This window comes from Neptuniibacter sp. QD57_21 (genome assembly GCF_047778075.1).
In the GTDB taxonomy this organism is placed as follows: domain Bacteria; phylum Pseudomonadota; class Gammaproteobacteria; order Pseudomonadales; family Balneatricaceae; genus Neptuniibacter.
This window is the reverse complement of the sequence record NZ_CP180549.1, coordinates 339,675-363,777: the sequence shown is the minus strand read 5'-3', so window position 1 is coordinate 363,777 and position 24,103 is coordinate 339,675. Positions and strand designations below refer to the sequence as shown.

Sequence of the window (24,103 nt, the reverse complement as noted above, 5' to 3'; positions counted from 1 at the left end):
TCTATTAGCCCTCAAATCCACGCATTGCCAATCCACATGCCTTCATCAAAGAAGGAGCATCACGCTCTAGCCTAGAACGGTTTACTCGTGAGTTGATCGACATTTTAGAGAATGGATTTGCCATATCTGCATTTATTCCTAACTCTTCAGTCAGCTGATCAGCCAAACCATCTATCGTAGCAGTACCACCAGAGAGATATAATGCAGAAAGCTCATTATGAGCACCGGAGGAATAGAAGAATTGAAGAGAACGTGATACTTGCTGAGCCACTGTCCCTCTAAACGGCATAACAACCATTTCTTGAATCTCTGAAGACAAATCATTCAGTCTTAAAGATTGCTCAACCTCTTCAATGCTCATCCCATATTGTTGATGAATTGTATTGGTTAAGTCATTTCCACCAAATGCCTGTTCACGACTGTAAACAATTTCATTCCCTTTAAATACATTTAAAGTCAGAGTAGCTGCACCTATATCAACTACACCGACCAAATCTTTATCATCTCTAGGCTCAGGCGAAGTTAGAGGGAAAGCCCTTTCAACCGCATAGGTATCGACATCGACAATCGAACACTGCAAACCGGCGTTACTTATCGCATCTTCACGCTGTTCGACATCAGTTTTACGACAAGCAACAAGTAGAACTGTATTGAGATTATCATTATTTCGCACAGGTCCAAGCACCTCAAAATCAAGTGCCACCTCATCCAATGGATACGGTATAAATTGATCTGCTTCGACCTTTATTTGATCTTCAAGCTCGAATTCAGAAAATGCATTACTCATTTCTATACGCTTGGTAATAACAGCAGAAGCCGGTACTGCAGCTATAGCTGCAGACATCTTCCCTCCAGCCACTTTGACAGCCTTTTCAATAGTTTCTGCAACTTCACCAACATCTTGGATATTGCCATCAATTACCGCTGTAGGAGGCAAGGAGACAACAGCATACGCTTCAAGCGTATAGCCACTACCACTTTTGGACAGAGCAACCAGCTTCACAGATGATGAGCCGATATCCAGCCCGACTAAACTACCCGACTTGTTCCCCAAAAAGCCAAACACAAATATATTCCCTAACTTAATCCTGCGTTAATGTGCATTTAGTACTCTAGGCCAACTCTTAGCATTATTAAAAATTAAATTTAAATTTAATAACCGCTAGAGGATCGATACTACCTGTCTATATAATAGACCTAAATTAACTTCCGTAATTATCAGACTAGCATGTCAGCTATGGTTTCGCTTTTCAAACTTTTGTTTAAACTAGGTATTTTCTGCTTTTTTCTTGGGGCAATTGCGCTTGCAGGCACTTACTACCATTTCGCCCCAAAGCTACCCAATACCGATTCTCTTAAAGAAGTTCAGTTTCAAACACCTTTGAGAATTTTCTCTCAAGATGAAAAACTCATCGCCGAATTTGGTGAAAAACGTCGTACACCTATCAACTTCGAAGAGATTCCACCTCAGTTTATTCACGCCCTTACTGCTGCTGAAGATAGCCGCTTCTTTGACCACTTTGGAATTGACATAAAAGGCCTCTCTCGAGCAGCCTTCCAATTAGCCTCAACCGGCCATATCCAAAGCGGTGGTTCAACCATCACCATGCAGGTCGCAAAAAATTTCTTCCTGACCCGCGAAAAAACATTCACACGAAAGTTCATGGAGATTCTACTTGCACTTAGAATCGAGCAAGAGCTAAGCAAAGAAGAAATCTTCGAACTTTACATAAACAAAATTTACCTAGGCCATCGCTCATACGGCATACAAGCAGCCGCTAATGTCTATTACGGCACAAATATCGAAAACTTAAGTCTTGCTCAGCATGCAATGATAGCGGGCCTACCGAAAGCACCTTCTGCGTTTAATCCAATCACCAACCCCAGCAGAGCAATTGAGCGTCGTAATTGGATTCTTAAACGAATGCACTCACTTAGCTTTATTAATGATCAACAGTTAGAAGAAGCAATTGCAACTCCTGTCACAGCCAAATATCACACAAGCGACATTGAACTACGCGCATACTATGTTGCAGAGATGGTTCGCAAAGACCTATACGAAAAGTACGGTGAAAATTTGTACACCGATGGATATAAAGTCTACACAACACTGGATAGCAAACTTCAATCGTCAGCAAACATTGCTGTATCAAACGGCTTAGTGGCTTACTCTGAGCGCCATGGTTACTTAGGAGCTGAGGAACAGTGGGATATTGCTAACACCTCTTCTAATGATCTACAGAAGAAATTAAACAAAGTAATTTCCTACTTCACCCTTCAACCAGCAGTTGTTCTATCAGTCGATGATAAATCTGCAGAACTACTTTTAAAAGAAGGGAAAAAAGCGACGTTAGAATGGGAAGGCATGGCTTGGGCTAAACCATACAAATCTGTCAACTACACAGGTAAAGCCCCGAAGAAGGCTAGCGACATACTAAAAATAGGGGACTTAATTCGAATTAGAGAGAAAGAAGGAAAACTCCATCTTACACAAACACCTAAAGTACAAGGCTCCCTTGTCGCCCTGAACCCTAAAGATGGCGCTATCGTATCTCTCGTAGGCGGATTTAATTTCACTCACAATAAATTCAATCGCAGCACCCAAGCCGTTCGTCAGCCGGGTTCAAACTTCAAACCTTTCATTTATGCAGCTGCACTAGACAAAGGTTATTCACCCGCCTCTTTGATTAATGACGCTCCAATTGTTATCCATGACCAGCAATTGGAAGGCAATTGGCGCCCAGAAAATTCCAGCAAAAAATTCTACGGTCCTACGCGCCTTCGTGAAGCACTTTATAAATCCAGAAATCTTGTTTCGATTAGGCTTCTGCGAGCAATCGGCATAGACGCGGCACAAACCTACCTAGATTTAGCAGGTTTCGACCGCACAAAGCTCCCCAATAACTTATCGTTATCTCTGGGCACAGCAGACGTAACTCCGCTTCAACTAGCGACGGGTTATGCCGCTTTTGCCAATGGAGGGTTTAAAGTAGAACCTTATTTCATTCAACGCATTGAAACCCAGTTTGGTGAAAACCTGTTCACTGCCCAGCCTGCTTTAGCATGCAAAACCGAGTGCGAGCAAAACCCAGAACAAAAATTTGCCCCGCGAATTTACAATGAGCAAGTATCCTTCCTAACCTACAACATCATGCAGGATACAATTCGCCGAGGCACTGCGCGCAAAGCCCTAATACTTAAACGTAAAGATATTGCAGGCAAAACTGGCACAACCAATGATCAAAAAGATGCGTGGTTCTCAGGTTTTAACCAAGACTTCGTTGCTACTGCTTGGGTAGGTTTTGATCAACCTAAAACTTTAGGCCGACGCGAATTTGGCGGCACCGCTGCCTTACCGATCTGGATCGATTTCATGCGAGATGCACTTGAGGACAAACCTGAAAACGCACCAAAAACCCCTCAAGGTATTGTTAGCGTCAAAATTGATCCTCGCAGTGGACAATTGGCTTACCCTGGGCAGACGGATGCCATCTACGAATACTTCCGTAAGAAAAACATTCCAACAGGCTATGCTGCACCTAGCAATTCAGCATCCACCAATACTGCGGAAGAGCTATTCTAAGGCTTTTCTACAGCTATAAAAAAAACCGCCCAAGGGCGGTTTTTTTTATCTTAAACAGAAATATATTTAAGCGATTTTTGGATCTAGTTCACCACTTTCGTATTTCTCTGCCATTTTTTCCAGAGAGATAGCAGTGATCTTAGACGCATTACCTGCAGTACCGAAAGCTTCGTAGCGGTTAACACAGATATCTGTCATCGCTTCCATAGATTTCTTCAGGTATTTACGTGGATCAAACTCAGCTGGATTTTCAGCCAAGAAACGGCGGATCGCACCAGTAGATGCTAGACGAAGGTCAGTGTCGATGTTTACTTTGCGCACACCGTACTTGATACCTTCAACGATCTGCTCAACTGGCACACCATAAGTTTCTGGAATTTCACCACCAAACTCATTAATTACAGCCAACCACTCCTGAGGTACAGAAGAGGAACCGTGCATTACTAAGTGAGTACCCGGAATGCGTTCATTGATCGCTTTAATGCGATCGATCGCTAGAATGTCACCTGTAGGTGGGCGAGTAAACTTGTATGCACCATGAGATGTACCACAAGCAATTGCCAACGCGTCTACACCAGTCTTCTTAACGAAGTCCGCCGCTTCATCCGGATCAGTCAGCATCTGGTCATGAGACAATGTACCTTCAGCACCGATACCGTCTTCTTCACCCGCCTGACCTGTTTCCAGAGAACCTAAGCAGCCCAGCTCACCCTCTACAGAAACACCACACGCATGTGCCATCTCAACCGTACGGCGAGTAACATCAACGTTATATTCATAGCTTGATGGCGTTTTACCATCAGACATCAGTGAACCGTCCATCATTACAGAGGAGAAACCCATCGCGATAGTACGCTGACAAACAGCGGGAGACGTACCGTGGTCTTGGTGCATACATACCGGGATATGCGGAAATTCAGCGATTGCCGCTTCAATCATGTGACGCAGGAAGTTGGAGCCTGCGTATTTACGCGCACCGGCAGACGCCTGAACAATTACTGGAGAGTTAGTTTTATCTGCCGCTTCCATAATAGCGCGCATCTGTTCCAGGTTGTTCACGTTGAATGCTGGAATGCCATAGTCGTTTTCAGCAGCATGGTCCAGCAGCTGACGCATGGAGATCAGAGCCATTTTGTCACCTTTAAATATCTGTTAACTTCGTCGAAAGACGGGGGTGGGTAGAGTTTACCACCCATCCATTATTAAAATTAGTGCTTAAGCGTTTTTAGCTTCCAGAGCAGCTACTGCAGGTAGCTTCTTACCTTCAACAAACTCAAGGAACGCACCACCACCAGTAGAGATATAAGATACCTTATCCGCAATATCGTATTTATCCACAGCTGCTAAAGTGTCACCACCGCCCGCAATGGAGAAACCTTGGTTTTCAGCGATAGCTAGAGACAACGTCTTAGTACCTTCACCAAACTGGTCAAATTCAAATACACCAACTGGACCATTCCAGATGATTGTTCCTGCATCTTTTAGCAGCTCAGCTAGATTCTGTGCAGATTGAGGGCCAATATCCAGAATCATGTCATCTTCAGCTACATCATCAACAGATTTAACCGTCGCTTCAGCCGTTTCAGCAAACTCTTTCGCTACAACAACATCCACAGGCATCGGGATGTTTACTTTCTCCATCAGGTCTTGAGCTACTGGAATCAGATCGTGTTCGCACAAGGATTTACCCACTGGCTTACCAGCTGCGGCAAGGAAAGTATTCGCGATACCACCACCAACGATCAACTGATCAACTTGGTCGGATAGCGCTGTTAACACTTCAAGTTTCGTCGATACTTTAGATCCGCCAACGATCGCTGCAAGCGGACGAGCAGGCTTATCTAGCGCCTTACCTAATGCATCCAGTTCACCCGCCAGCAGAGGACCTGCGCAAGCTACTTCAGCAAATTTTGCCACGCCATGGGTCGACGCTTGAGCACGATGAGCCGTACCGAATGCATCCATAACATAAACATCACACAATGCAGCCATCTTCTGAGATAGCTCTTCATTGTCTTTCTTTTCGCCTACGTTGAAGCGAACGTTTTCCAGCAACACAAGATCGCCTTCAGCAACTTCAAAGCCCCCGTCCAACCAATCTTTAATTAGTGGAACTTCGCGGCCCAACAAGCTGCCAATATGGTTAGCTACAGGCTGTAGAGAGAACTCTTCGTTATATTCACCTTCCGTTGGTCGACCTAGGTGAGACATTACCATCACCTTAGCACCTGCTTTAAGTGCCAGCTCAATAGTCGGCAATGATGCACGGATACGCGCATCAGAAGTTACTTCACCATTTTTCACTGGTACATTTAGGTCTTCGCGGATCAGAACGCGCTTGCCGCTCAGATCCAGTTCGCTCATTTTCAGTACGCTCATTGACGTGCCCTACTTAAGTTTTTAAATATTTAAATCAGGAATTCGTTTCTTTAGCAGCTAATTCTTCTTCGCTGCCTAAAGCTAACCAGTGCTGTGCTACATCTAACATACGGTTAGCAAAACCCCATTCATTATCAAACCAACATACAAGCTTGATTAGACGCCCCTCAGACACTTTGGTCTGGGTACCATCTACCACCGCGGAACGGGAATCGCGGTTGAAGTCTACCGAAGCATGAGGCTCTTCGGTATAACCTAATAGTCCCTGTAACGGTCCTTTCATAGAGGCGTTCTTCAGGATTTGATTCACCTCTTCGACACTGGTCGACTGCAACACATTAATTGAGAGATCCATCATTGACACATTAATCGTGGGAACTCGAACATGCAGGCACTGAAATTTACCCGCGAGATGCGGTAAAAGACGGTCAATACCCTTATCTAGACCTGTATCTACCGGTACGATCGAATGCATAGCACTTCGAGTTAGGCGCAAATCAGTTTGATGGTAACTATCGATAACCGGCTGATCATTCATCGCGGAATGAATCGTGGTCGTAACACCGTTTTCAATCCCAAGCTGTTTATCTAGTAGATCTAGTACTGGGATAATACAGTTTGTAGTACAAGAAGCCGCCGAAACAACTGTATGGCTTGAACGTAATAACTGTTCATTAAGGCCAAATACGATGGTTGCATCCACTTCATCAGTCGCCGGTTGAGAAAACAACAAGCGTTGCGCACCGCTATGCAGATGCAACTGAGCTAGAGAACGAGCTTTAAACGAGCCAGAGCATTCAAAAAGAAGATCAATACCCAAATCAGCCCAAGGCAGATCCTCAGCATCAGATTCATTCAGAACCTGAATGGTGTCGCCATTGACCAGAAGCTGTTTGCCATTATGTTCAACAGATACAGGAAAGCGACCATGAGTCGTATCGTAGCGGGTCAGATAGGTTACCGTTTCAAGATCGGAGAGCTCATTGATAGCAACAACCCTAAACAGATCTTGCAATCCACTTTCATAAATCGCACGCAGGACGCACTGGCCGATTCGACCATAGCCATTTATTGCTACGCGATAACTCAATCTAGAACCCTACCCTAAAAATAAAAAGACCCGGAACCCCGGGTCTTTTTACGTGTTCGATTAAAGAACAGATTTAACCGTTTCAACTACGTTTTCAGTAGTGAAACCGAAGTGTTTGAACAGCTCACCTGCAGGCGCAGATTCACCAAAGGTACGCATACCTACGATGGCACCATTCAAACCAACGTACTTGTACCAGAAGTCAGCCTGCAGCGCTTCAACCGCAACACGTGCAGTAACAGCCGCTGGCAGCACCGATTCACGGTATTCCGCAGACTGCTGATCAAACAAACCTGTTTCAGGCATTGAGACAACACGTGCTTTCACGCCTTCAGCAGCAAGCACTTCAGCGGCATCCATTGCTAGGCCTACTTCAGAACCTGTAGCAATCAGGATCGCATCTGGCTGACCATCTGTATCACGCAAGATGTAACCACCTTTCGCAATGTTTGCGATCTGCTCTTCAGAACGAGATTGATGCGGCAAGCCCTGACGAGAAAAGATCATTGCCGTTGGGCCATCTGCACGCTCAAGCGCAGTTTTCCAAGCTACTGCAGATTCAACTGCATCACACGGACGCCATGTGCTCATGTTTGGCGTGTGACGTAGGTTAGCTACTTGCTCAACAGGCTGGTGAGTCGGACCGTCTTCACCCAGACCAATAGAATCATGCGTGTAAACGTGAATAGCACGTTGCTTCATCAGTGCAGCCATACGTACTGCATTACGCGCGTATTCCATAAATACAAGGAAGGTTGCACCGTAAGGGATGAAACCACCGTGCAAAGCGATACCATTCATGATCGCAGACATACCAAATTCACGTACACCGTAGAACAGGTAGTTACCAGAGGCATCGTTTTTCTCTACACCTTTACAGCCAGACCATAGAGTCAAGTTAGAACCGGCTAGATCGGCAGAGCCACCTAGTAGCTCAGGTAAAAGAGGACCGTATGCATTCAGCGCATTCTGAGATGCCTTACGAGAAGCGATTGTTTCACCTTTCTCAGCAATTTCTGCGATGTAAGCATCAGCTTTTTCTGCAAAATCTGCTGGTAGTTCACCAGAAATACGACGTAGTAATTCATCTGCTTGTTCAGGGAAATCAGCACGGTACGCAGCAAAACGTTCGTTCCACTCATTTTCAGCGTGAACACCCGCTTCCTGCGCATTCCAGTCTTCAGCGATTTCAGCAGGCACTTCAAAAGCAGGATGTGCCCAGCCCAGACGCTCACGTGTCAGTGCGATCTCGTCATCACCCAACGGTGCACCGTGACAGTCTTCTTTACCTTCTTTGTTCGGAGAACCAAAACCGATAACTGTTTTACAGCAGATCAGTGTTGGTTGTTCTGTATTTTCTTTCGCTTGCTCGATCGCCGCACGAATCTGGTCAGCATCGTGACCATCAACATTAGGGATAACCTGCCAACCGTAAGACTCAAAACGTTTAACGTTATCGTCCGTATACCAGCCTTCAACTTCACCATCAATTGAGATGCCGTTGTCATCCCAGAATGCAATCAGTTTACCAAGACCCAGCGTACCCGCTAGAGAACAAGCCTCATGAGAGATACCTTCCATCAAGCAGCCATCACCCATGAACACATAAGTGTTGTGATCAACAATATCGTGACCTTCACGGTTGAACTGAGCAGCTAGCGTTTTCTCTGCAACTGCAAAACCAACAGCGTTAGTAATGCCTTGACCCAAAGGACCTGTTGTCGTTTCTACACCTGGGCAGTAACCATATTCAGGGTGACCCGCTGTTTTAGAATGAAGCTGACGGAAGTTTTTCAAATCTTCGATAGAGACATCGTAGCCAGTCAGGTGCAATAGGCTGTAGATCAGCATAGAGCCGTGACCGTTGGACAGTACGAAACGGTCGCGATCGAACCACTGTGGGTTTGTTGGGTTGTGCTTCATAAAATCGTTCCAAAGCACTTCAGCGATATCCGCCATACCCATTGGGGCACCCGGGTGACCAGATTTAGCTTTCTGTACGGCATCCATGCTCAACGCACGAATCGCGTTGGCAAGTTCTCTACGAGAAGACATTAACTCAGCTCCTGGGCGTTTTGCCCAAAATAGAAGGTTCAGGAAAAAATTGGGCGCAATTTTCTCGCAGATAGAGGAAAGCTTCAAATAAGAATTGCACTTTCAGGGTGAAAATGAGCGTTTTTCATCCAAAAATTTAAATTTCTCATGCTGAACGCACTGTAAAAATATGCATTTCACTAAAGTCGCGAGTAGAATACGCACTTTAAAAATCCACATGGTCTTCCAACTGCTAAACTTTTTTCTACACTTTGTGTCTTTTTAGCATCAAATGAATTCCATCGAAGCCCTATTTTGTAAAGGTAATTTTCACAATGAGCGAATATAGCTTATTTACATCAGAATCCGTTTCCGAAGGTCACCCGGACAAAATTGCTGACCAGATCTCCGATGCTGTACTGGATGCTATCATTGCTGAAGATAAGCATGCTCGCGTTGCCTGCGAAACACTGGTAAAAACTGGTGTAGCCGTCGTTTCTGGCGAAATCACGACGTCTGCTTGGGTAGATTTGGAAGATTTAGTTCGTAAAGTTATTAATGATATTGGCTATACGTCTTCAGACGTGGGTTACGATGGCGACACTTGTGGTGTCATCAACATCATCGGCAAGCAATCTCCTGATATCAACCAAGGTGTAGACCGTGCCAAACCTGAAGACCAAGGCGCTGGTGACCAAGGCCTAATGTTTGGTTATGCATCAAACGAAACTGATGTTTTAATGCCTGCACCAATTACTTATTCTCATCGTTTAGTTGAGCGTCAAGCTGAAGTGCGAAAATCAGGCCTATTGCCATGGTTGCGCCCAGATGCGAAATCCCAACTTACATTCCGCTATGAGAACGGAAAGCCGGTAGGCGTTGACGCACTTGTGCTATCGACTCAGCATAACCCTGAAGTATCTCAAGCAGATCTTCGTGAAGCAGTAATGGAGCTTATCGTTAAGCACGTTATCCCTGCTGAATGGATCACCAAAGAGACTCAATTCCACATCAACCCAACAGGCAATTTCGTAATTGGCGGCCCTGTAGGTGACTGCGGCCTAACAGGCCGTAAAATCATTGTCGATACTTATGGCGGCATGGCTCGTCATGGTGGCGGCGCATTCTCTGGAAAAGACCCATCAAAGGTAGACCGCTCTGCTGCTTACGCTGGCCGTTATGTCGCGAAGAACATTGTTGCTGCTGGCCTAGCTGACCGTTGTGAAATTCAGGTTTCTTACGCAATTGGTGTAGCAGAACCAACGTCTGTATCTATTAATACATTCGGTACTGGCAAGATCTCCGACGATAAGATCATCCAGTTGGTGCGTGAGCACTTTGACCTACGCCCTTACGCGATCACCACGATGCTTGATCTACTTCACCCAATGTATCAACCAACTGCTGCATACGGCCACTTTGGACGTAACCCGTTCGAAATGGAGTACAAAGGTGAAACCTTTACTGCATTCACATGGGAGCGCACTGATAAAGCAGACGCATTACGCGAAGCTGCAGGCCTATCTTAATTTAGTGATTTTTATCCAAAAAAAGCGCCTTATGGCGCTTTTTTATTGCCTACAGTAAGTTATATGACAATAATGAGAAACTTACTTCGCGATCTTTCTTGGAACTAATGCAACTTAGTAATTATAGCATCCGGCAAAAACTGATCGGACTCGTCATCATACTCGCATTGGGTATATTGATGACTTCCAGTCTTGCCTTTTACTTTTCATACCAAGACACCTTGGCCGGAAAAAAAGATCAAATTCGCAGTGTTGTTCAAGCATCTGCCAGTCAGGTTCTTCATCTGCGCGCGTTAAAAGAATCCCAACAGATTTCTGAAAATGAATATTTAAAACGACTTCGCTCGCTCATCTATGGCACAAACTATTCAGATAGCAGCTATATCTTTTTAATGACCGACGAAGTGCGAGTTTATCTTCATCCCAAGCGCCCTGAGCTTGAAGGACTATTAATCAATGAAGTACCCAACATAAAAAATGGCGAAGCCATTGCAGCCAGCTTTAAGAAAATTTTGGAGAATCCCGAAAAATCTCAATTCTGGAAACTCTACCTACCGAAACCTGACGGAGGCCCCTCCCTCGAAAAGCTTACTTACGCGCAGCTAATACCTGACAGTGATCTTATTATTGGTACTGGGGTGTACCTCGATGATCTAATTCCCGTCTACATTAATCGCGCGCTAAGTTACATCACGATAACCTTAGCCGTTTTACTTGCTGCATTTGCGACTGCGGTACTGATATCACGCAATATTGTTCAACCCATCATTATTCTGTCTGGTCAGATGAAACGCCTATCTGCAGGAGATATAGATCAAGAGATACGCTTTACTCATCATAAAGATGAAATAGGCCAAATGGCGCAATCTCTAGAAGAGTTTCGTGATCATTTGATTGAAAATAAGCGTTTACGTTATATGCAGGAACATGTTCAGTTCCTCGAGAATTTTGACCCTGTCACTCGCCTATATAATCGACGAGCGATTGGCGAAGCGCTTGAACGAGAGATAATTCGCAATTTCGAAAGCCAAGAACAGGTTTCATTTCTGTTTATCCGCTTGGATCTCCTAAGAAACTTAACCATAGAATTAGGCGACGAGCAGCGTGACCAAATCCTGATTGAGACAGCTAATCGCTTAAGGCAAATACTCTCTATCAACCATCGATTAGCGCGAATCGGCGAAGGCTGCTTTGGACTAATGCTCATAAACAAACCAGCACACATCAACCTTGCAGATATAGCCGATTCTATTCTCAATACCATTGAACAACCTATCCAATTGGATAATCTACAAATTCAAATTGGGGCGCGTATAGGCATAGCCTCTTACCCAGAAGATGGAGATCAACAGTTTGAATTGATAGGCCGTTCAGAAATCGCCGCTAAAACTGCCCGCAAACGAGAGCAAGGCTGGCTCTACTTCAACCAGATTAAAGGACAAACAACGGAACAAAAAATCGCTCTGTGGCAAGATCTATCAGCCGCAATGGACCAAGACCAATTTTATTTGGTATTCCAGCCGTTGTTCGATCTAGAAAGTAATGCGCCGCTGTCAGCTGAAACCTTATTACGCTGGACACATCCCAAACTAGGCCCTATTTCACCAGCAGTTTTTGTTCCTCTGGCGGAGCAAAGCGGCTTGATTTCACGCCTTGATCACTGGGTGCTAAATGCCGTAGCCAAGCAATGCCGTATTTGGTTAGACAAAGACATTGCCTTTCCTCGCGTTGCTATCAACCTATCTGGCATCAGTTTTCTACGAAACGATTTCGAGCAAAAGCTACAAAGCATTTTTTCTCAATACAATGTATCGCTTGAACATATAGAGCTTGAACTTACCGAGGGTGTATTGATCGAAGATCTAGGCCGTATTCAGGAGAAATTAAAACGCGTACGTGATCTCGGTGTCAGCATTTCTATAGATGATTTCGGTACGGGCTACTCTTCGCTTAGCCGTATCAAAAACCTTCCAGTCGATCATATTAAAATTGATAAATCTTTTATCGATGACATCGATACTAATCCTCAGGATCTAAAAATAGTGCAGGCAATCATTCTCATGGCCCAAGGCTTACAGCTTCACGTTGTAGCAGAAGGTGTAGAAACTGAACGTCAACTATCTATTCTCCGTGAAGAGCAATGCGATGTAGTCCAAGGCTATTTATTAAGCCGCCCTCTCGCCGTGGCAGACTATGAGGCACTGATCGATGAAGACCTAATCATTGAAGGCGACTAAATTTTATTATGAGAATACCCCGTTTTTTCGAATCTCAGCCCCTACAAACCGGTGCGGATATATCTTTAAGCGATTCTGTTGTCCAACATGTCAGTCGCTCCCTTCGAATGCGACCTGATGATCAGATCATTCTTTTCAACGGCGACGGCTCTGAACATCAAGCCAAACTCATCAGCATTGAAAAGCGTAGCGTTACCGCGCGAATTATTGAAAGTACACCCTCTTCTACCGAAAGCCCTTTGCCAATAAGCATAGGCCAAACCCTTTCGCGCGGAGAGCGAATGGATTATGCCGTACAGAAAAGTACCGAAATGGGCGTAAAATCGATCACCCCTCTTTTTTCTGAACGCTGTGAAGTAAAGCTACCCAAAGATCGCCAAGAAAAACGTGTGAAGCATTGGCATCAAATTGCTATTAGTGCTTGTGAACAATCAGGTCGGACTATACCCCCTGAAATAGCATATCCAACCGATTTAGAAAAATGGCTCGCCTCCCAAGATGCTGAGCTTAAACTTGTGCTACATCATCACAGTGAACAGCCCTTGCAAAAGATGTCTGCTCCAGGCTCTGTTGCATTACTGATTGGCCCAGAAGGCGGCCTTACCGGCGAAGAAGTTGAACTTGCTACTCGATATGGTTTCAAACCCCTGACACTTGGACCACGCGTTATGCGCACAGAAACAGCTCCCGTAGCCGCATTAACATTACTCAATTATCTATGGGGCGACCTAGCTTAAGCGCAAATTATGTCCTGTGCGCTTAAATGGTAAAGATTAAGGATCAAAAAATGACAATTAAGCTCGGCATTGTGATGGACCCTATCGATAACATCACATTCAAAAAAGACAGTTCACTCGCCATGCTATGGGCGGCCCAGCAGAAAGGCTGGGAGCTTTGGTATATGGAGCAGCAGCATCTATTCTCACTAGACGGTAAAGCTCAAGCTAAGATGGCTCCTATTAAAATAATGATGAACGAGCAAAAATGGTTTGAACGCGGCGAATACGAGACCCATGACCTGTCCGATCTTAACGTGATTTTGATGCGTAAAGATCCACCATTCGATAACGAATTTATCTACACAACCTATCTATTAGAGCAAGCTGAAAAAGAAGGCTCTTTAATTGTTAACAAGCCCCAAAGCCTTCGCGATTTTAATGAGAAGCTGTTCGCGACTCATTTTCCACAATGCTGCCCCCCTGTATTGGTTAGCAAGCATGAATCTATGCTCCGCGAATTCCACAAAGAACATGGTGACGTCATCTTCAAACCACTCGATGGTATGGGCGGTTCACAAATATTCCGTATCAAAGAAGATGGCCTGAATCTAGGCGTGATTATTGAGACACTTACAAATCACGGCCAACAAACCATCATGGCTCAAAAGTTTATTCCTGAAATCGTAGATGGCGATAAACGCATCTTATTAGTGGATGGTGAACCAGTGCCTTATGGCCTAGCTCGAATCCCGGCGAAAGGGGAAACTCGAGGCAATTTGGCCGCAGGCGGCCGAGGAGAAGGACGCGAACTGACTGAACGAGATTATTGGATCTGTGAACAGATTGCTCCTACCTTAAAAGAAAAAGGGTTATTATTTGTCGGCTTAGATGTCATTGGCGACTACCTAACAGAAATTAATGTGACTAGTCCAACCTGCATTCGCGAATTGAATAATCAATACGATCTGGATATCGGAATGCAGCTAATGAATGCAATAGAACAAAAACTGGCAAAGCAATAAAGAGATGCAACGAGCAAAGGACCTAACGAAGTGAGCACCGCTGTAACACAAACAGTGACCGCGGTTGAACGTTTCGGTTTTACGTTATTTTTCGCGACCGCACTACATGCGGTTGCGATTTTGGGGATCACGTTTACATTCAATAACGAGCGTCCACCACAAAAAACAATTGAGATCACCTTAGCTCAATACCAACAAGAAACAATTCCTAAGCAAGCCGACTTTATTGCACAAGCGAATCAAGAAGGCAGCGGCATAAGTAAAGAAAAACTACTGCCATCTACACCTCAAAAAGCTGAATTTAGAGATAACAAGCCGAAACAAGCCACAGCCGTTGCACAAGCGGTTGAACCAAATCCCCCTAAACCAGAACCAAGCACCGTAGCCGTCCAAGCAAATACAAAAGCAGACAATAACTCCAAACAAAAAGCGAAACAAAAAGTCATCACGGCCACACAAAGTTCGAAGCAAACTGTTACAAAGACCGCTAAGCAACAACAGAAAGTGCCGTCCGGAGGCTCTCCCGGCACCTCCCTTCTTGCGAGAAGTTTAGAGATGGCTAGCTTACAAGCAGAGATTAATGCTCATCGAGAAATGAGAGCCAAACAGCCTCGAATTAAACGCCTTACTTCAGCATCCACTAAAAAACGTGAAGACGCTCTCTACCTGCATAACTGGCGAAAAAAAATTGAGAACATAGGTAATCTTAATTACCCTGAAGAAGCTCGAAGAAACAAAATGTATGGCCGCTTACGCCTACTTGTCGCTATCAAGCCTGACGGCTCAGTAAAAACTATTGAGATCCTTGAATCATCTGGTAAACCGATCCTTGATGATGCCGCTATACAGATTGTTAGACTGGCGGCTCCCTTCCAACCCTTCCCTATAGAGATGAGAAAAAGTACAGATATCCTAGAGATTATTCGTACTTGGAAATTTGAGAAACGTGCCTATTTGGACTAATCCTTAAATAACTTAGATAAAAATGGGCCTGTAATTATGACCTCATCGAGCTGTTCGTTACGAAACCATTTTCTTATATCCATGCCTCATCTGAACGACCAGAGTTTTACTCAAACCGTTACCTATATTTGTGACCATAGTGATTATGGTGCTATGGGTATTGTGATTAACCGTCCTGTAGGCATCACCCTGGTTGAATTGTGTGACCACCTCAACCTTCCCTGCTCTTCTATCGCGAATCAACAGCAAGCTATTTTCAGCGGAGGTCCTGTCAGAAGCGACAGAGGCTATGTCCTTCACAAAGCAGCCGACCCTTTTGAATGGAGTAATAGCCACTGTGTGGCGGATGACATTTATCTCACCACCTCAATTGACGCTATAGAAGCTGCAGCAGAGGGACGTTTTAAACACAATTATTTAGTTGCACTCGGTTGCGCAGGCTGGAGTCCTGGTCAGCTTGAGCAAGAGATGAGCGACAATGTTTGGTTAAGCTGCCCAGCAAATTCAGATATACTCTTCAGCACTCCGGCTGGTGATCGCTTACAGGCAGCCGCATCAATATTGGGCATTAACCTTGATCTACTAACCGCCCTGCCCGGACACGCCTGATACATTATATGTCAGGCATCATGTCCATTTGGGATATAAGGCTCTGACACAGGCATGAGTAATCAGATCAATCAAGTTGTAGCATTCGATTTTGGAACCTCCCGCATAGGGGTGGCAACCGGTCAAAGCATTACAGGTACTGCCGCACCACTTCCTCCTTTTTCTGCCCGAGATGGTCAACCCAATTGGGATGAAATATCAAAACTAATAAATGAATGGAAACCTGACGCTTTGGTTGTCGGCATACCGCTTAACTTTGACGGCACTATCAGTGATATGGCCCATAGAGCAAGGAAGTTTGCCAACCGATTACATGAACGGTATAAAACGCCCTGTTTCTTGATGGACGAACGTTTATCCACGGCCGAAGCCAAAGAGATTCATTTTGCTGCTGGGGGCAGTGATAATTTTAAGAAAGAGTCTGTCGATGGCCTTGCAGCGCAGCTGATCTTAGAAAGCTGGTTTAATTGCGACATTAGAATTCCTAGCCATACCCGATTGGAGGAAGTTTATGACAACAAACGTACTTAATGCTGAAGCCCTGCTGGAAAAAATGCAGCTGGAGTTACAGGCATTACTGTCTAAAGATGATAAACCTGATCCATTAATGATCGGCATTCATACGGGCGGGGTATGGTTAGCAGAGCACCTACACCAAGCATTAGATCTAGACAGTCCTTTAGGGGTTCTCGATATCTCTTTTCATCGAGATGACTTTGGCACAAGTGGTTTAAACCCTAAAGTTCAACCTTCCAAGCTACCCTGCACAACAGAAGGGCGTCACGTTATTCTTGTAGATGACGTCATCATGAGTGGTCGCACGATTCGTGCTGCCATGAATGAACTGTTTGACTATGGCCGCCCAGCATCCATAACTCTTGCAACACTGCTTGACCTGCAACAGCGTGAATTACCTATACAGGCAGATATAATTGGCGGCACACTAGCAATAAGTGCCGACGAAACTGTAAAACTTACAGGCCCTGAGCCACTGGCTTTGGAAATCCGTAATCGTTCTGACGACTGAGTATTTATCATGTTTGAACAAAATGATCCGAATCAGATTCAACTCACAGATGAAGGCGAACTAAAGCACTTTATTACCACAGAAGGGCTATCTCGCGAGTTGCTAACTGAAATTTTAGATACAGCAGACTCTTTTGTAGACATGAGCGCTAAACAGGTGAAGAAGGTTCCTCTGTTAAGAGGTAAAACCGTCGTAAACCTATTTTTTGAAGCTAGTACCCGTACTCTTTCAACATTTGAGCTAGCAGCCAAACGCCTTTCTGCTGATGTTCTTAACCTAAATATCAGCACATCCTCGACCTCTAAAGGTGAGACACTTAAAGACACTCTAATGACACTGCATGCTATGCACTCTGACATGTTCGTGGTCCGCCATTCGAGTAGCGGTGCAGCACATTTTATCGCTGAACACGTAACACCCGATGTCGCTGTTATCAATGCAGGGGATGGTCGTCACGCCCACCCAACGCAAGCAATGCTGGACATGCTAACCATTCGCCAGGCTAAAGGTAATTTTGCACCATTAACCGTGGCGATTGTTGGAGACATTTTACATTCCCGAGTGGCTCGTTCTCAGATTCATGCACTACGCATCCTAGGCGTAAATGAAATTCGCGTAATCGCGCCAAATACACTTTTACCCCGCAATATAGAAGCCTTAGGGGTGAAGGTATTCACCAATATGCAAGAAGGCATCAAAGACGTTGACGTTGTAATGATGCTGCGCCTTCAGAAAGAACGTATGAACAGCGCTCTTCTTCCAAGCGAAAGCGAGTTCTACAAGCTCTATGGTCTTACTATGGACAAACTGCAGCTAGCAAAACCTGATGCTGTCGTTATGCACCCAGGTCCGATTAACCGCGGCGTTGAAATAGCATCATCCGTTGCTGATGGTGATCGCTCCCTCATTTTAGATCAGGTAACAAACGGCATTGCAGTGCGTATGGCTGTAATGTCTATGGCCATGAGTGGCCAAGCTAAAAGCCGCCCAAGCACGTTGGAAGCAGGAGAGTAACGACCATGAACATTCTTATTCAAGGCGGTCGTATCATTGACCCGGCAAACCAAACTGACAAAGTTGCCGATCTATACATAGTTAACGGCGAAATTGCAGCTTACGATTCTGCTCCAGAAGGCTTCGATGCAGAGCAAACAATTAATGCTGAAAATCAGATTGTTTGCCCCGGCTTAATAGACCTATGCGCCCATGCTCGTGAGCCGGGCCCTGCGCAGAAAGGCTCGATAAAAACAGAGGCAGCTGCAGCGGTAGCAGGCGGTGTAACCACAATAGTGACACCACCTTCCACCAACCCTGTAATTGATACGCGTGCAGTTGCACAACTGATTCAGGATCGTTGTGAAGAAGAAGGTAAAATGCAAATTTTACCTATGGGCGCATTAACTAAAGGCCTACAGGGCGAGCAACTTGCACCTATGGCTGCGCTTTCAGCAGCGGGTTGTATTGCATTTACTAATACACGCAATCCGGTAGCTGATTCCCTAACCCTAACTCGCTGCCTAGAATATGCCGCAACTCACGACCTACTCGTGATTTTCCAAGCTGAAGATAACGCCTTAGCGAAAGGCGGCTGCATGCATGAAGGGAGTACTTGTACTCGCTTAGGTCTAAATGGCATCCCAGAATCAGCGGAAACTATCGACGTCTCTCGAAACTTACTGCTTGTAGAGCAGACAGGCGTTCGCGCACACTTTGGTCAGCTATCCTGTGAACGCTCTGTTCGTATGATTACCGAAGCACGCGAAAGAGGCCTTCCGGTAACAGCAGATGTATCGATCCAGAACCTGCTACTGACTGATGAAAATGTGAACGGCTTCAACAATGACTTCCACCTCATCCCTCCTTTGCGTAGTCAGCTAGACCGTGCTGGGCTAATTCAGGGATTGTTAGGTGGAAGCATTCAGGCGATCTGTTCTGATCACCAGCCGCATGAACGTGCAGCGAAAGAGGCGCCATTTGCAGATACCGAACCAGGTATGATCGGCTTGGAAACATTGCTGCCTTTAGGCTTATTACTGGTTGAACAGAACATGTTAGATCTGCCTCAACTGATTGAAAAACTGACCACTGCCCCTGCTGAAATTTTAGGCTTAGCCACAGGTAATCTAAGTGTTGGCAGCTCTGCAAATATCTGTATTTTCAACCCTGATAGTGAATGGCAACTCACACCTGAAACTTGCCATTCAAGAGGCAAAAACACCCCGTTTATGCACTACCCTCTAAAAGGAAAAGTGTCCCATACACTTTTCCAAGGGCAAGTAGTTTACAGCGCCTAAATACAAAAAGCCGCGATAGTGATATCGCGGCTTTTTAATTCCAGTTTAGCAAAACCTTAATCACATACCCTTAATGTTTGCTTCACCCTCGTTGTGCAGATAATCCTCTTCATCTTGCAAATGGAATGATTGATTATCTTCATCAATTGCAAGTTCTGGGTTGGTGTCAGCGCTCAACTTAATCATTAGACGAAGGTCGTTTGGCGAATCTGCATGGGCTAGCGCCACATCGTAAGTAATCACCCCGTCTTTGTAGAGATTAAACAACGATTGATCGAACGTCTGCATCCCAAGGTTGGTCGATTTCTTAACCACATCTTTAATTTCATGAACTTCACCCTTACGAATCAAATCCTGAATCAATGGCGTGTTGATCAAGACTTCAATCGCTGCACGACGCCCCTTACCATCTTTCGTAGGTAAAAGTTGTTGCGCGATTATCGCCTTCAAGTTCAGCGACAAATCCATCCATAGCTGATCATGATGCTCAGGCGGGAAGAAACTGATGACACGATCCAATGCCTGGTTAGCATTATTGGCGTGTAGTGTTGCCAACGTTAAATGACCCGTTTCGGCAAATACAATGCCGTGCTGCATAGTTTCCCGAGTACGAATTTCACCCATCAGAATCACATCAGGTGCCTGACGTAGCGTATTTTTTAGGGCGACGTCAAACGAGTCGGTATCTATGCCGACTTCGCGTTGAGTGATGATACTTTGCTTATGCTCGTGAATATATTCGATCGGGTCTTCAATGGTAATGATATGACCGCGGTGATTGGTATTACGGTAATCAATCATTGATGCTAGGGAAGTCGATTTACCCGTAGAGGTACCACCAACAAACAAGATCAACCCTCGTTTTGTCATAGACAAATCACGTAGAATCGGTGGTAAATTCAGTTCTTCTAAACTCGGGATATAATTATTAATCTTCCTAAGCACCATACCCGCTGAGTTACGCTGAAAGAATGCAGATACACGAAAACGTCCTAAACCTGGAGCGCTAATCGCAAAGTTACATTCATGACAGCCCTCAAACTCTGCCAGCTGCTTGTCATTCATAGTGCTATAAACAAGCGCTCGTGCCTGTGAAGGTTTGAGAGTGTCTTTAGTTAACGGTTTCAAAGTACCATCAACTTTAATCGTAGGCCTTGCACCGGCCGTTACAAAAAGGTCAGAGGCATCCCTATCTACCATGACCTTTAGTAGCTGCGTAAAATCCACGCCGTTTGTCTCCTAAGCCCAATTAGAACTGTTGTGGGTTGGCTGCTCGCTCACGGGCTGTCTCGCGCGAGATTAATCCTTTCTGCATCAACTCTTGTAGAGATTGATCCAACGTTTTCATACCAAATGCTGCACCCGTTTGGATCGCCGAATACATCTGCGCTACTTTATCTTCACGGATAAGGTTACGTATAGCCGGTGTACCAATCATAATTTCGTGAGCAGCAACTCGCCCGCCTTTTGGCTTTTTCAACAGTGTTTGCGATATCACACCCATCAATGACTCTGAGAGCATGGATCGCACCATATCTTTCTCAGCCGCTGGGAATACATCAATCACACGGTCAATTGTTTTTGCTGCAGAGGTCGTATGCAAAGTACCAAACACTAAGTGACCTGTTTCAGCAGCAGTAAGCGCAAGACGGATAGTCTCCAAATCTCGCATCTCACCTACAAGGATAATATCCGGGTCTTCACGAAGTGCCGATCGAAGCGCATGTGCAAAGCTATGAGTATCTCGATGCACTTCACGCTGGTTAACCAAGCATTTTTTACTTTCGTGCACGAATTCGATTGGATCTTCGATCGTTAAAATATGATCTGCACGAGTATCATTGATGTAATCGACCATCGCAGCCAAGGTGGTACTTTTACCGGACCCAGTAGGGCCCGTCACAAGCACTAATCCACGCGGCTTTTCAGACAGATCCTGAAAAACCTTACCCATATCAAGATCATCTAAAGTCAAAACCTTACTTGGGATCGTACGGAAAACAGCACCTGCACCACGGTTTTGGTTAAATGCGTTTACACGAAAGCGCGCCAAACCAGGGACTTCGAACGAGAAATCCGTTTCGAGCACATCTTCGTACTCTTTACGCTGTTTATCGTTCATGATGTCATAGACAAGTGTGTGAACTTGCTTATGATCCAATGAAGGCAGTTTTATACGACGTACATCACCGTCAACACGAATAATAGGGGGCATTCCTGCAGAAATATGCAAGTCAGATGCACCTTGTTGTACGGTAAATGATAAAAGTTCGGTAATATCCATAACGTTCCTGTAACCCGGTACTGCGTTATATAGTTATAAGGTAGTTCTAGCAGAATCCCCGTTGCAATCCAATTGCTAAGGTCACAAATATATGTCAATCATAGCAGAGAATCTGAAGAAGGTTCGTTCTGAGATAGCTTCTTCTGCCTCTATCAATGGACGAAACACTAAAGACATCACCCTGTTAGCCGTCAGTAAAACACGCCCTGCAAGCGATATTCGTATTGCGGCAAACGAAGGTCAGGTGCATTTTGGCGAAAACTACCTACAGGAAAGTTTAGACAAAATTAACGAGTTAAAAGAGCTCAGGCTGTGCTGGCATTTTATTGGTCCACTGCAATCCAATAAGACCCGCTCTGTCGCTGAAAACTTTGATTGGCTTCATACTTTAGACCGCTTAAAAATCGCTAAGAGACTTTCCGAGCAGCGTCCTACAGAGCTGGAACCACTGAATGTTTGCATTCAGCTCAATATCAGTAACGAAGAGAGCAAATCAGGCTGTCGACCTGAAGAACTGCATACTCTGGTTGAGGAGATTAGCAAACTGCCTAACATCTGTGTTCGTGGTCTTATGGCAATCCCTAAAGCGACTGAAGATCCAAAGGAACAACAAGCCGCTTTTGCAAAAATGAAAGCACTACAGCTTGAATTACAGGCCAAACACCCTCAATTAGATACACTATCAATGGGCATGTCTGGAGATATGAATGCTGCTATCGCAGAGGGCTCTACTATTGTCCGCATTGGCACAGCCATTTTTGGCCCTCGGGCACCTAAGTCCGCCTAATTTTTGTAAGGATCTATTGTGAATAACCAACCTATTCTCGCGTTTATCGGTGCTGGCAACATGGCACGCGCTATCATTGGCGGCCTAATCAGCAACGGCTACCCAGCAGAAAAAATCTGGGCCAGCGAACCTGAAGCTGAACGCCTTGCAGATTTAAAAGAACAAGGCCTAAAAACAACGACAAATAACAACGAAGCAGTTCAAGCGGCTGATGTTGTGGTCCTAGCAGTTAAACCTCAGATTTTAAAAGCAGTAACGGCATCAATTGCTGATAGCGTACAAAGCTCGCAACCACTAATTGTTTCAGTAGCCGCAGGCATAATGACAACTAGCATAGATAAATGGCTAGGCGGAAACACTGCAATTGTTCGCTGTATGCCTAACACCCCAGCACTTGTAAAGACTGGCGCTAGTGGACTTTACGCCAACGCTAAAGTTTCCGCCGAACACCGCCAACAATCGGAAACTGTTTTAGATGCTACAGGGATTACATTATGGGTAGATGAAGAATCACAACTTGATGCCGTAACCGCTGTATCAGGCTCAGGCCCGGCATATTACTTCCTTGTGATGGAGTCCATGATTGCTGCCGGTGAAAAACTAGGCCTTTCAAAAGAAACTGCCACACAACTAACACTACAGACTGCTCTTGGAGCAGCTAAAATGGCGAAAGAGAGTGAATTTGACCCAGCTGAACTTCGTCGCCGTGTAACCTCACCTAACGGTACAACGGAGCAAGCGATCAAGTGCTTTATCGAAGGCGAACTTCCTGAACTTTTTGATGACGCAATGAAAGCATGTAATGATCGTTCTGTAGAACTTGCCGAAGAACTAGGTAAAGATTAGCGGGAAGGCCCAACAAAGGTTCAACATCACACAGCTACACTCTATACTGCGTGAAAGTTGAACCTAACTATACTTGTTTTACTAACAGATCAACGACATAGGAATTGATATGGCACAGGATCCAATCGTTTTGATAATCCGCATGCTGGGTGAAATGTATGCGTTCATTATTATCTTGCGTTTCCTTTTACAGCTGTCCCATGCCGACTATTACAATCCGATATCTCAAGCGATTGCCAAATTGACGAATGTACCTGTAGTCGCAATTAGCCGAGCCGTGCCTCGTATTGGCAAATTTGATGCGTCTGCATTGCTCTATGCAACAGTAGTTAAACTCGCGACACTATTTTTGATCGTAATGGTATCGGGAATGGACATGCCCAACATTGTTCACCTTCTGGTACTGGCACTTGTGGGCGTTGTGAACGGTATTCTAGAGATCTATTTTTGGGCAGTATTAGGCTCAGTTATTATCAGCTGGGTTGCGCCTGGCAGTTATCATCCTGGCCCACAATTAATTCAACAAGTCACACAGCCTCTATTTAAACTTGTGCAAAAGGTGATCCCACCAATAGGTGGTTTAGATTTGTCACCTATATTTATTTTCCTTGCGATCACAATCATACAATCCCAGTTAGGCAGATTTGTTTACTAACCAATAAAGCAGAGCGTTTCCGTTCGCTCTGCTCTATTTAATTGT

At 45.0% G+C, this 24,103-nt stretch carries 21 protein-coding genes; 14 read left to right on the top strand and 7 right to left on the bottom strand.

Annotation, left to right across the window (positions count from 1 at the left end; genetic code table 11):
* Window positions 1-4: 4 nt before the first annotated feature.
* Window positions 5-1,066 carry a type IV pilus assembly protein PilM gene (pilM, locus tag ACMXYS_RS01550; RefSeq protein ID WP_415897411.1) on the bottom strand — a complete coding sequence of 354 codons (1,062 nt, stop codon included), beginning with the start codon at window positions 1,064-1,066 and terminating at the stop codon, window positions 5-7.
* A 162-nt stretch (window positions 1,067-1,228) separates the two neighbouring features.
* On the opposite strand from pilM, the gene ACMXYS_RS01545 reads away from it, so the two are divergent.
* A complete protein-coding gene (locus ACMXYS_RS01545) occupies window positions 1,229-3,583 on the top strand; it encodes a penicillin-binding protein 1A (RefSeq protein ID WP_415897410.1) in 2,355 nt (784 codons plus the stop codon).
* A gap of 66 nt (window positions 3,584-3,649) precedes the next feature.
* On the opposite strand, the gene fba is transcribed toward ACMXYS_RS01545, so the two are convergent.
* From fba to tkt, 4 genes are all read right to left on the bottom strand, one after another.
* Window positions 3,650-4,714, bottom strand: coding sequence for a class II fructose-bisphosphate aldolase (gene fba / locus ACMXYS_RS01540; RefSeq protein WP_415883237.1), 1,065 nt, complete (start codon window positions 4,712-4,714; stop codon window positions 3,650-3,652).
* Window positions 4,715-4,798: 84 nt separating this feature from the next.
* Entirely contained in the window at window positions 4,799-5,962 is a 1,164-nt protein-coding gene (locus ACMXYS_RS01535; RefSeq protein WP_415897409.1) for a phosphoglycerate kinase, read from the bottom strand.
* Between the two features lie 34 nt (window positions 5,963-5,996).
* Complete coding sequence (locus ACMXYS_RS01530; RefSeq protein ID WP_415897408.1) at window positions 5,997-7,052, bottom strand: type I glyceraldehyde-3-phosphate dehydrogenase; 1,056 nt, start codon at window positions 7,050-7,052, stop codon at window positions 5,997-5,999.
* Between the two features lie 60 nt (window positions 7,053-7,112).
* Entirely contained in the window at window positions 7,113-9,107 is a 1,995-nt protein-coding gene (gene tkt, locus ACMXYS_RS01525) for a transketolase (protein ID WP_415897407.1), read from the bottom strand.
* Window positions 9,108-9,421: 314 nt separating this feature from the next.
* On the opposite strand from tkt, the gene metK reads away from it, so the two are divergent.
* The 10 genes from metK to ACMXYS_RS01475 all read left to right on the top strand — a co-directional run bounded on the left by metK (window position 9,422) and on the right by ACMXYS_RS01475 (window position 19,486).
* On the top strand, window positions 9,422-10,615 hold the full coding sequence (gene metK / locus ACMXYS_RS01520) for a methionine adenosyltransferase (protein WP_415883233.1): 1,194 nt from the start codon (window positions 9,422-9,424) through the stop codon (window positions 10,613-10,615).
* Window positions 10,616-10,794: 179 nt separating this feature from the next.
* On the top strand, window positions 10,795-12,852 hold the full coding sequence (locus ACMXYS_RS01515) for an EAL domain-containing protein (protein ID WP_415897406.1): 2,058 nt from the start codon (window positions 10,795-10,797) through the stop codon (window positions 12,850-12,852).
* 8 nt (window positions 12,853-12,860) lie between these two features.
* On the top strand, window positions 12,861-13,589 hold the full coding sequence (locus tag ACMXYS_RS01510; protein WP_415897405.1) for a 16S rRNA (uracil(1498)-N(3))-methyltransferase: 729 nt from the start codon (window positions 12,861-12,863) through the stop codon (window positions 13,587-13,589).
* A 50-nt stretch (window positions 13,590-13,639) separates the two neighbouring features.
* Window positions 13,640-14,593, top strand: a complete 954-nt coding sequence (gene gshB / locus ACMXYS_RS01505) for a glutathione synthase (RefSeq protein ID WP_415883230.1) — start codon at window positions 13,640-13,642, stop codon at window positions 14,591-14,593.
* Window positions 14,594-14,623: 30 nt separating this feature from the next.
* Window positions 14,624-15,556, top strand: a complete 933-nt coding sequence (locus tag ACMXYS_RS01500) for a TonB family protein (protein WP_415897404.1) — start codon at window positions 14,624-14,626, stop codon at window positions 15,554-15,556.
* A gap of 36 nt (window positions 15,557-15,592) precedes the next feature.
* A complete protein-coding gene (locus ACMXYS_RS01495) occupies window positions 15,593-16,165 on the top strand; it encodes a YqgE/AlgH family protein (RefSeq protein ID WP_415883228.1) in 573 nt (190 codons plus the stop codon).
* Between the two features lie 54 nt (window positions 16,166-16,219).
* Complete coding sequence (ruvX, locus tag ACMXYS_RS01490) at window positions 16,220-16,696, top strand: Holliday junction resolvase RuvX (protein ID WP_415883227.1); 477 nt, start codon at window positions 16,220-16,222, stop codon at window positions 16,694-16,696.
* Window positions 16,677-17,192 carry a bifunctional pyr operon transcriptional regulator/uracil phosphoribosyltransferase PyrR gene (pyrR, locus tag ACMXYS_RS01485; RefSeq protein ID WP_415897403.1) on the top strand — a complete coding sequence of 172 codons (516 nt, stop codon included), beginning with the start codon at window positions 16,677-16,679 and terminating at the stop codon, window positions 17,190-17,192. Before ruvX ends, pyrR begins: the two co-directional genes overlap by 20 nt.
* Window positions 17,193-17,201: 9 nt before the next feature.
* On the top strand, window positions 17,202-18,206 hold the full coding sequence (locus tag ACMXYS_RS01480) for an aspartate carbamoyltransferase catalytic subunit (protein WP_415897402.1): 1,005 nt from the start codon (window positions 17,202-17,204) through the stop codon (window positions 18,204-18,206).
* 5 nt (window positions 18,207-18,211) lie between these two features.
* On the top strand, window positions 18,212-19,486 hold the full coding sequence (locus ACMXYS_RS01475) for a dihydroorotase (RefSeq protein ID WP_415897401.1): 1,275 nt from the start codon (window positions 18,212-18,214) through the stop codon (window positions 19,484-19,486).
* Window positions 19,487-19,546: 60 nt separating this feature from the next.
* Here the strand turns inward: ACMXYS_RS01475 and ACMXYS_RS01470 are convergent, their stop codons facing one another.
* On the bottom strand, window positions 19,547-20,713 hold the full coding sequence (locus ACMXYS_RS01470) for a PilT/PilU family type 4a pilus ATPase (protein ID WP_415897400.1): 1,167 nt from the start codon (window positions 20,711-20,713) through the stop codon (window positions 19,547-19,549).
* A 22-nt stretch (window positions 20,714-20,735) separates the two neighbouring features.
* Window positions 20,736-21,770 carry a type IV pilus twitching motility protein PilT gene (locus ACMXYS_RS01465; protein ID WP_415897399.1) on the bottom strand — a complete coding sequence of 345 codons (1,035 nt, stop codon included), beginning with the start codon at window positions 21,768-21,770 and terminating at the stop codon, window positions 20,736-20,738.
* Between the two features lie 91 nt (window positions 21,771-21,861).
* On the opposite strand from ACMXYS_RS01465, the gene ACMXYS_RS01460 reads away from it, so the two are divergent.
* From ACMXYS_RS01460 to ACMXYS_RS01450, 3 genes are all read left to right on the top strand, one after another.
* The gene (locus ACMXYS_RS01460) at window positions 21,862-22,557 is read left to right on the top strand and encodes a YggS family pyridoxal phosphate-dependent enzyme (protein WP_415897398.1); all 696 of its coding nucleotides are present in this window, start codon (window positions 21,862-21,864) and stop codon (window positions 22,555-22,557) included.
* Window positions 22,558-22,575: 18 nt separating this feature from the next.
* Complete coding sequence (proC, locus tag ACMXYS_RS01455; RefSeq protein WP_415897397.1) at window positions 22,576-23,403, top strand: pyrroline-5-carboxylate reductase; 828 nt, start codon at window positions 22,576-22,578, stop codon at window positions 23,401-23,403.
* 109 nt (window positions 23,404-23,512) lie between these two features.
* Window positions 23,513-24,058: a YggT family protein gene (locus tag ACMXYS_RS01450; RefSeq protein ID WP_415883219.1), complete on the top strand. Its 546-nt coding sequence runs from the start codon at window positions 23,513-23,515 to the stop codon at window positions 24,056-24,058.
* Window positions 24,059-24,103 lie beyond the last annotated feature (45 nt).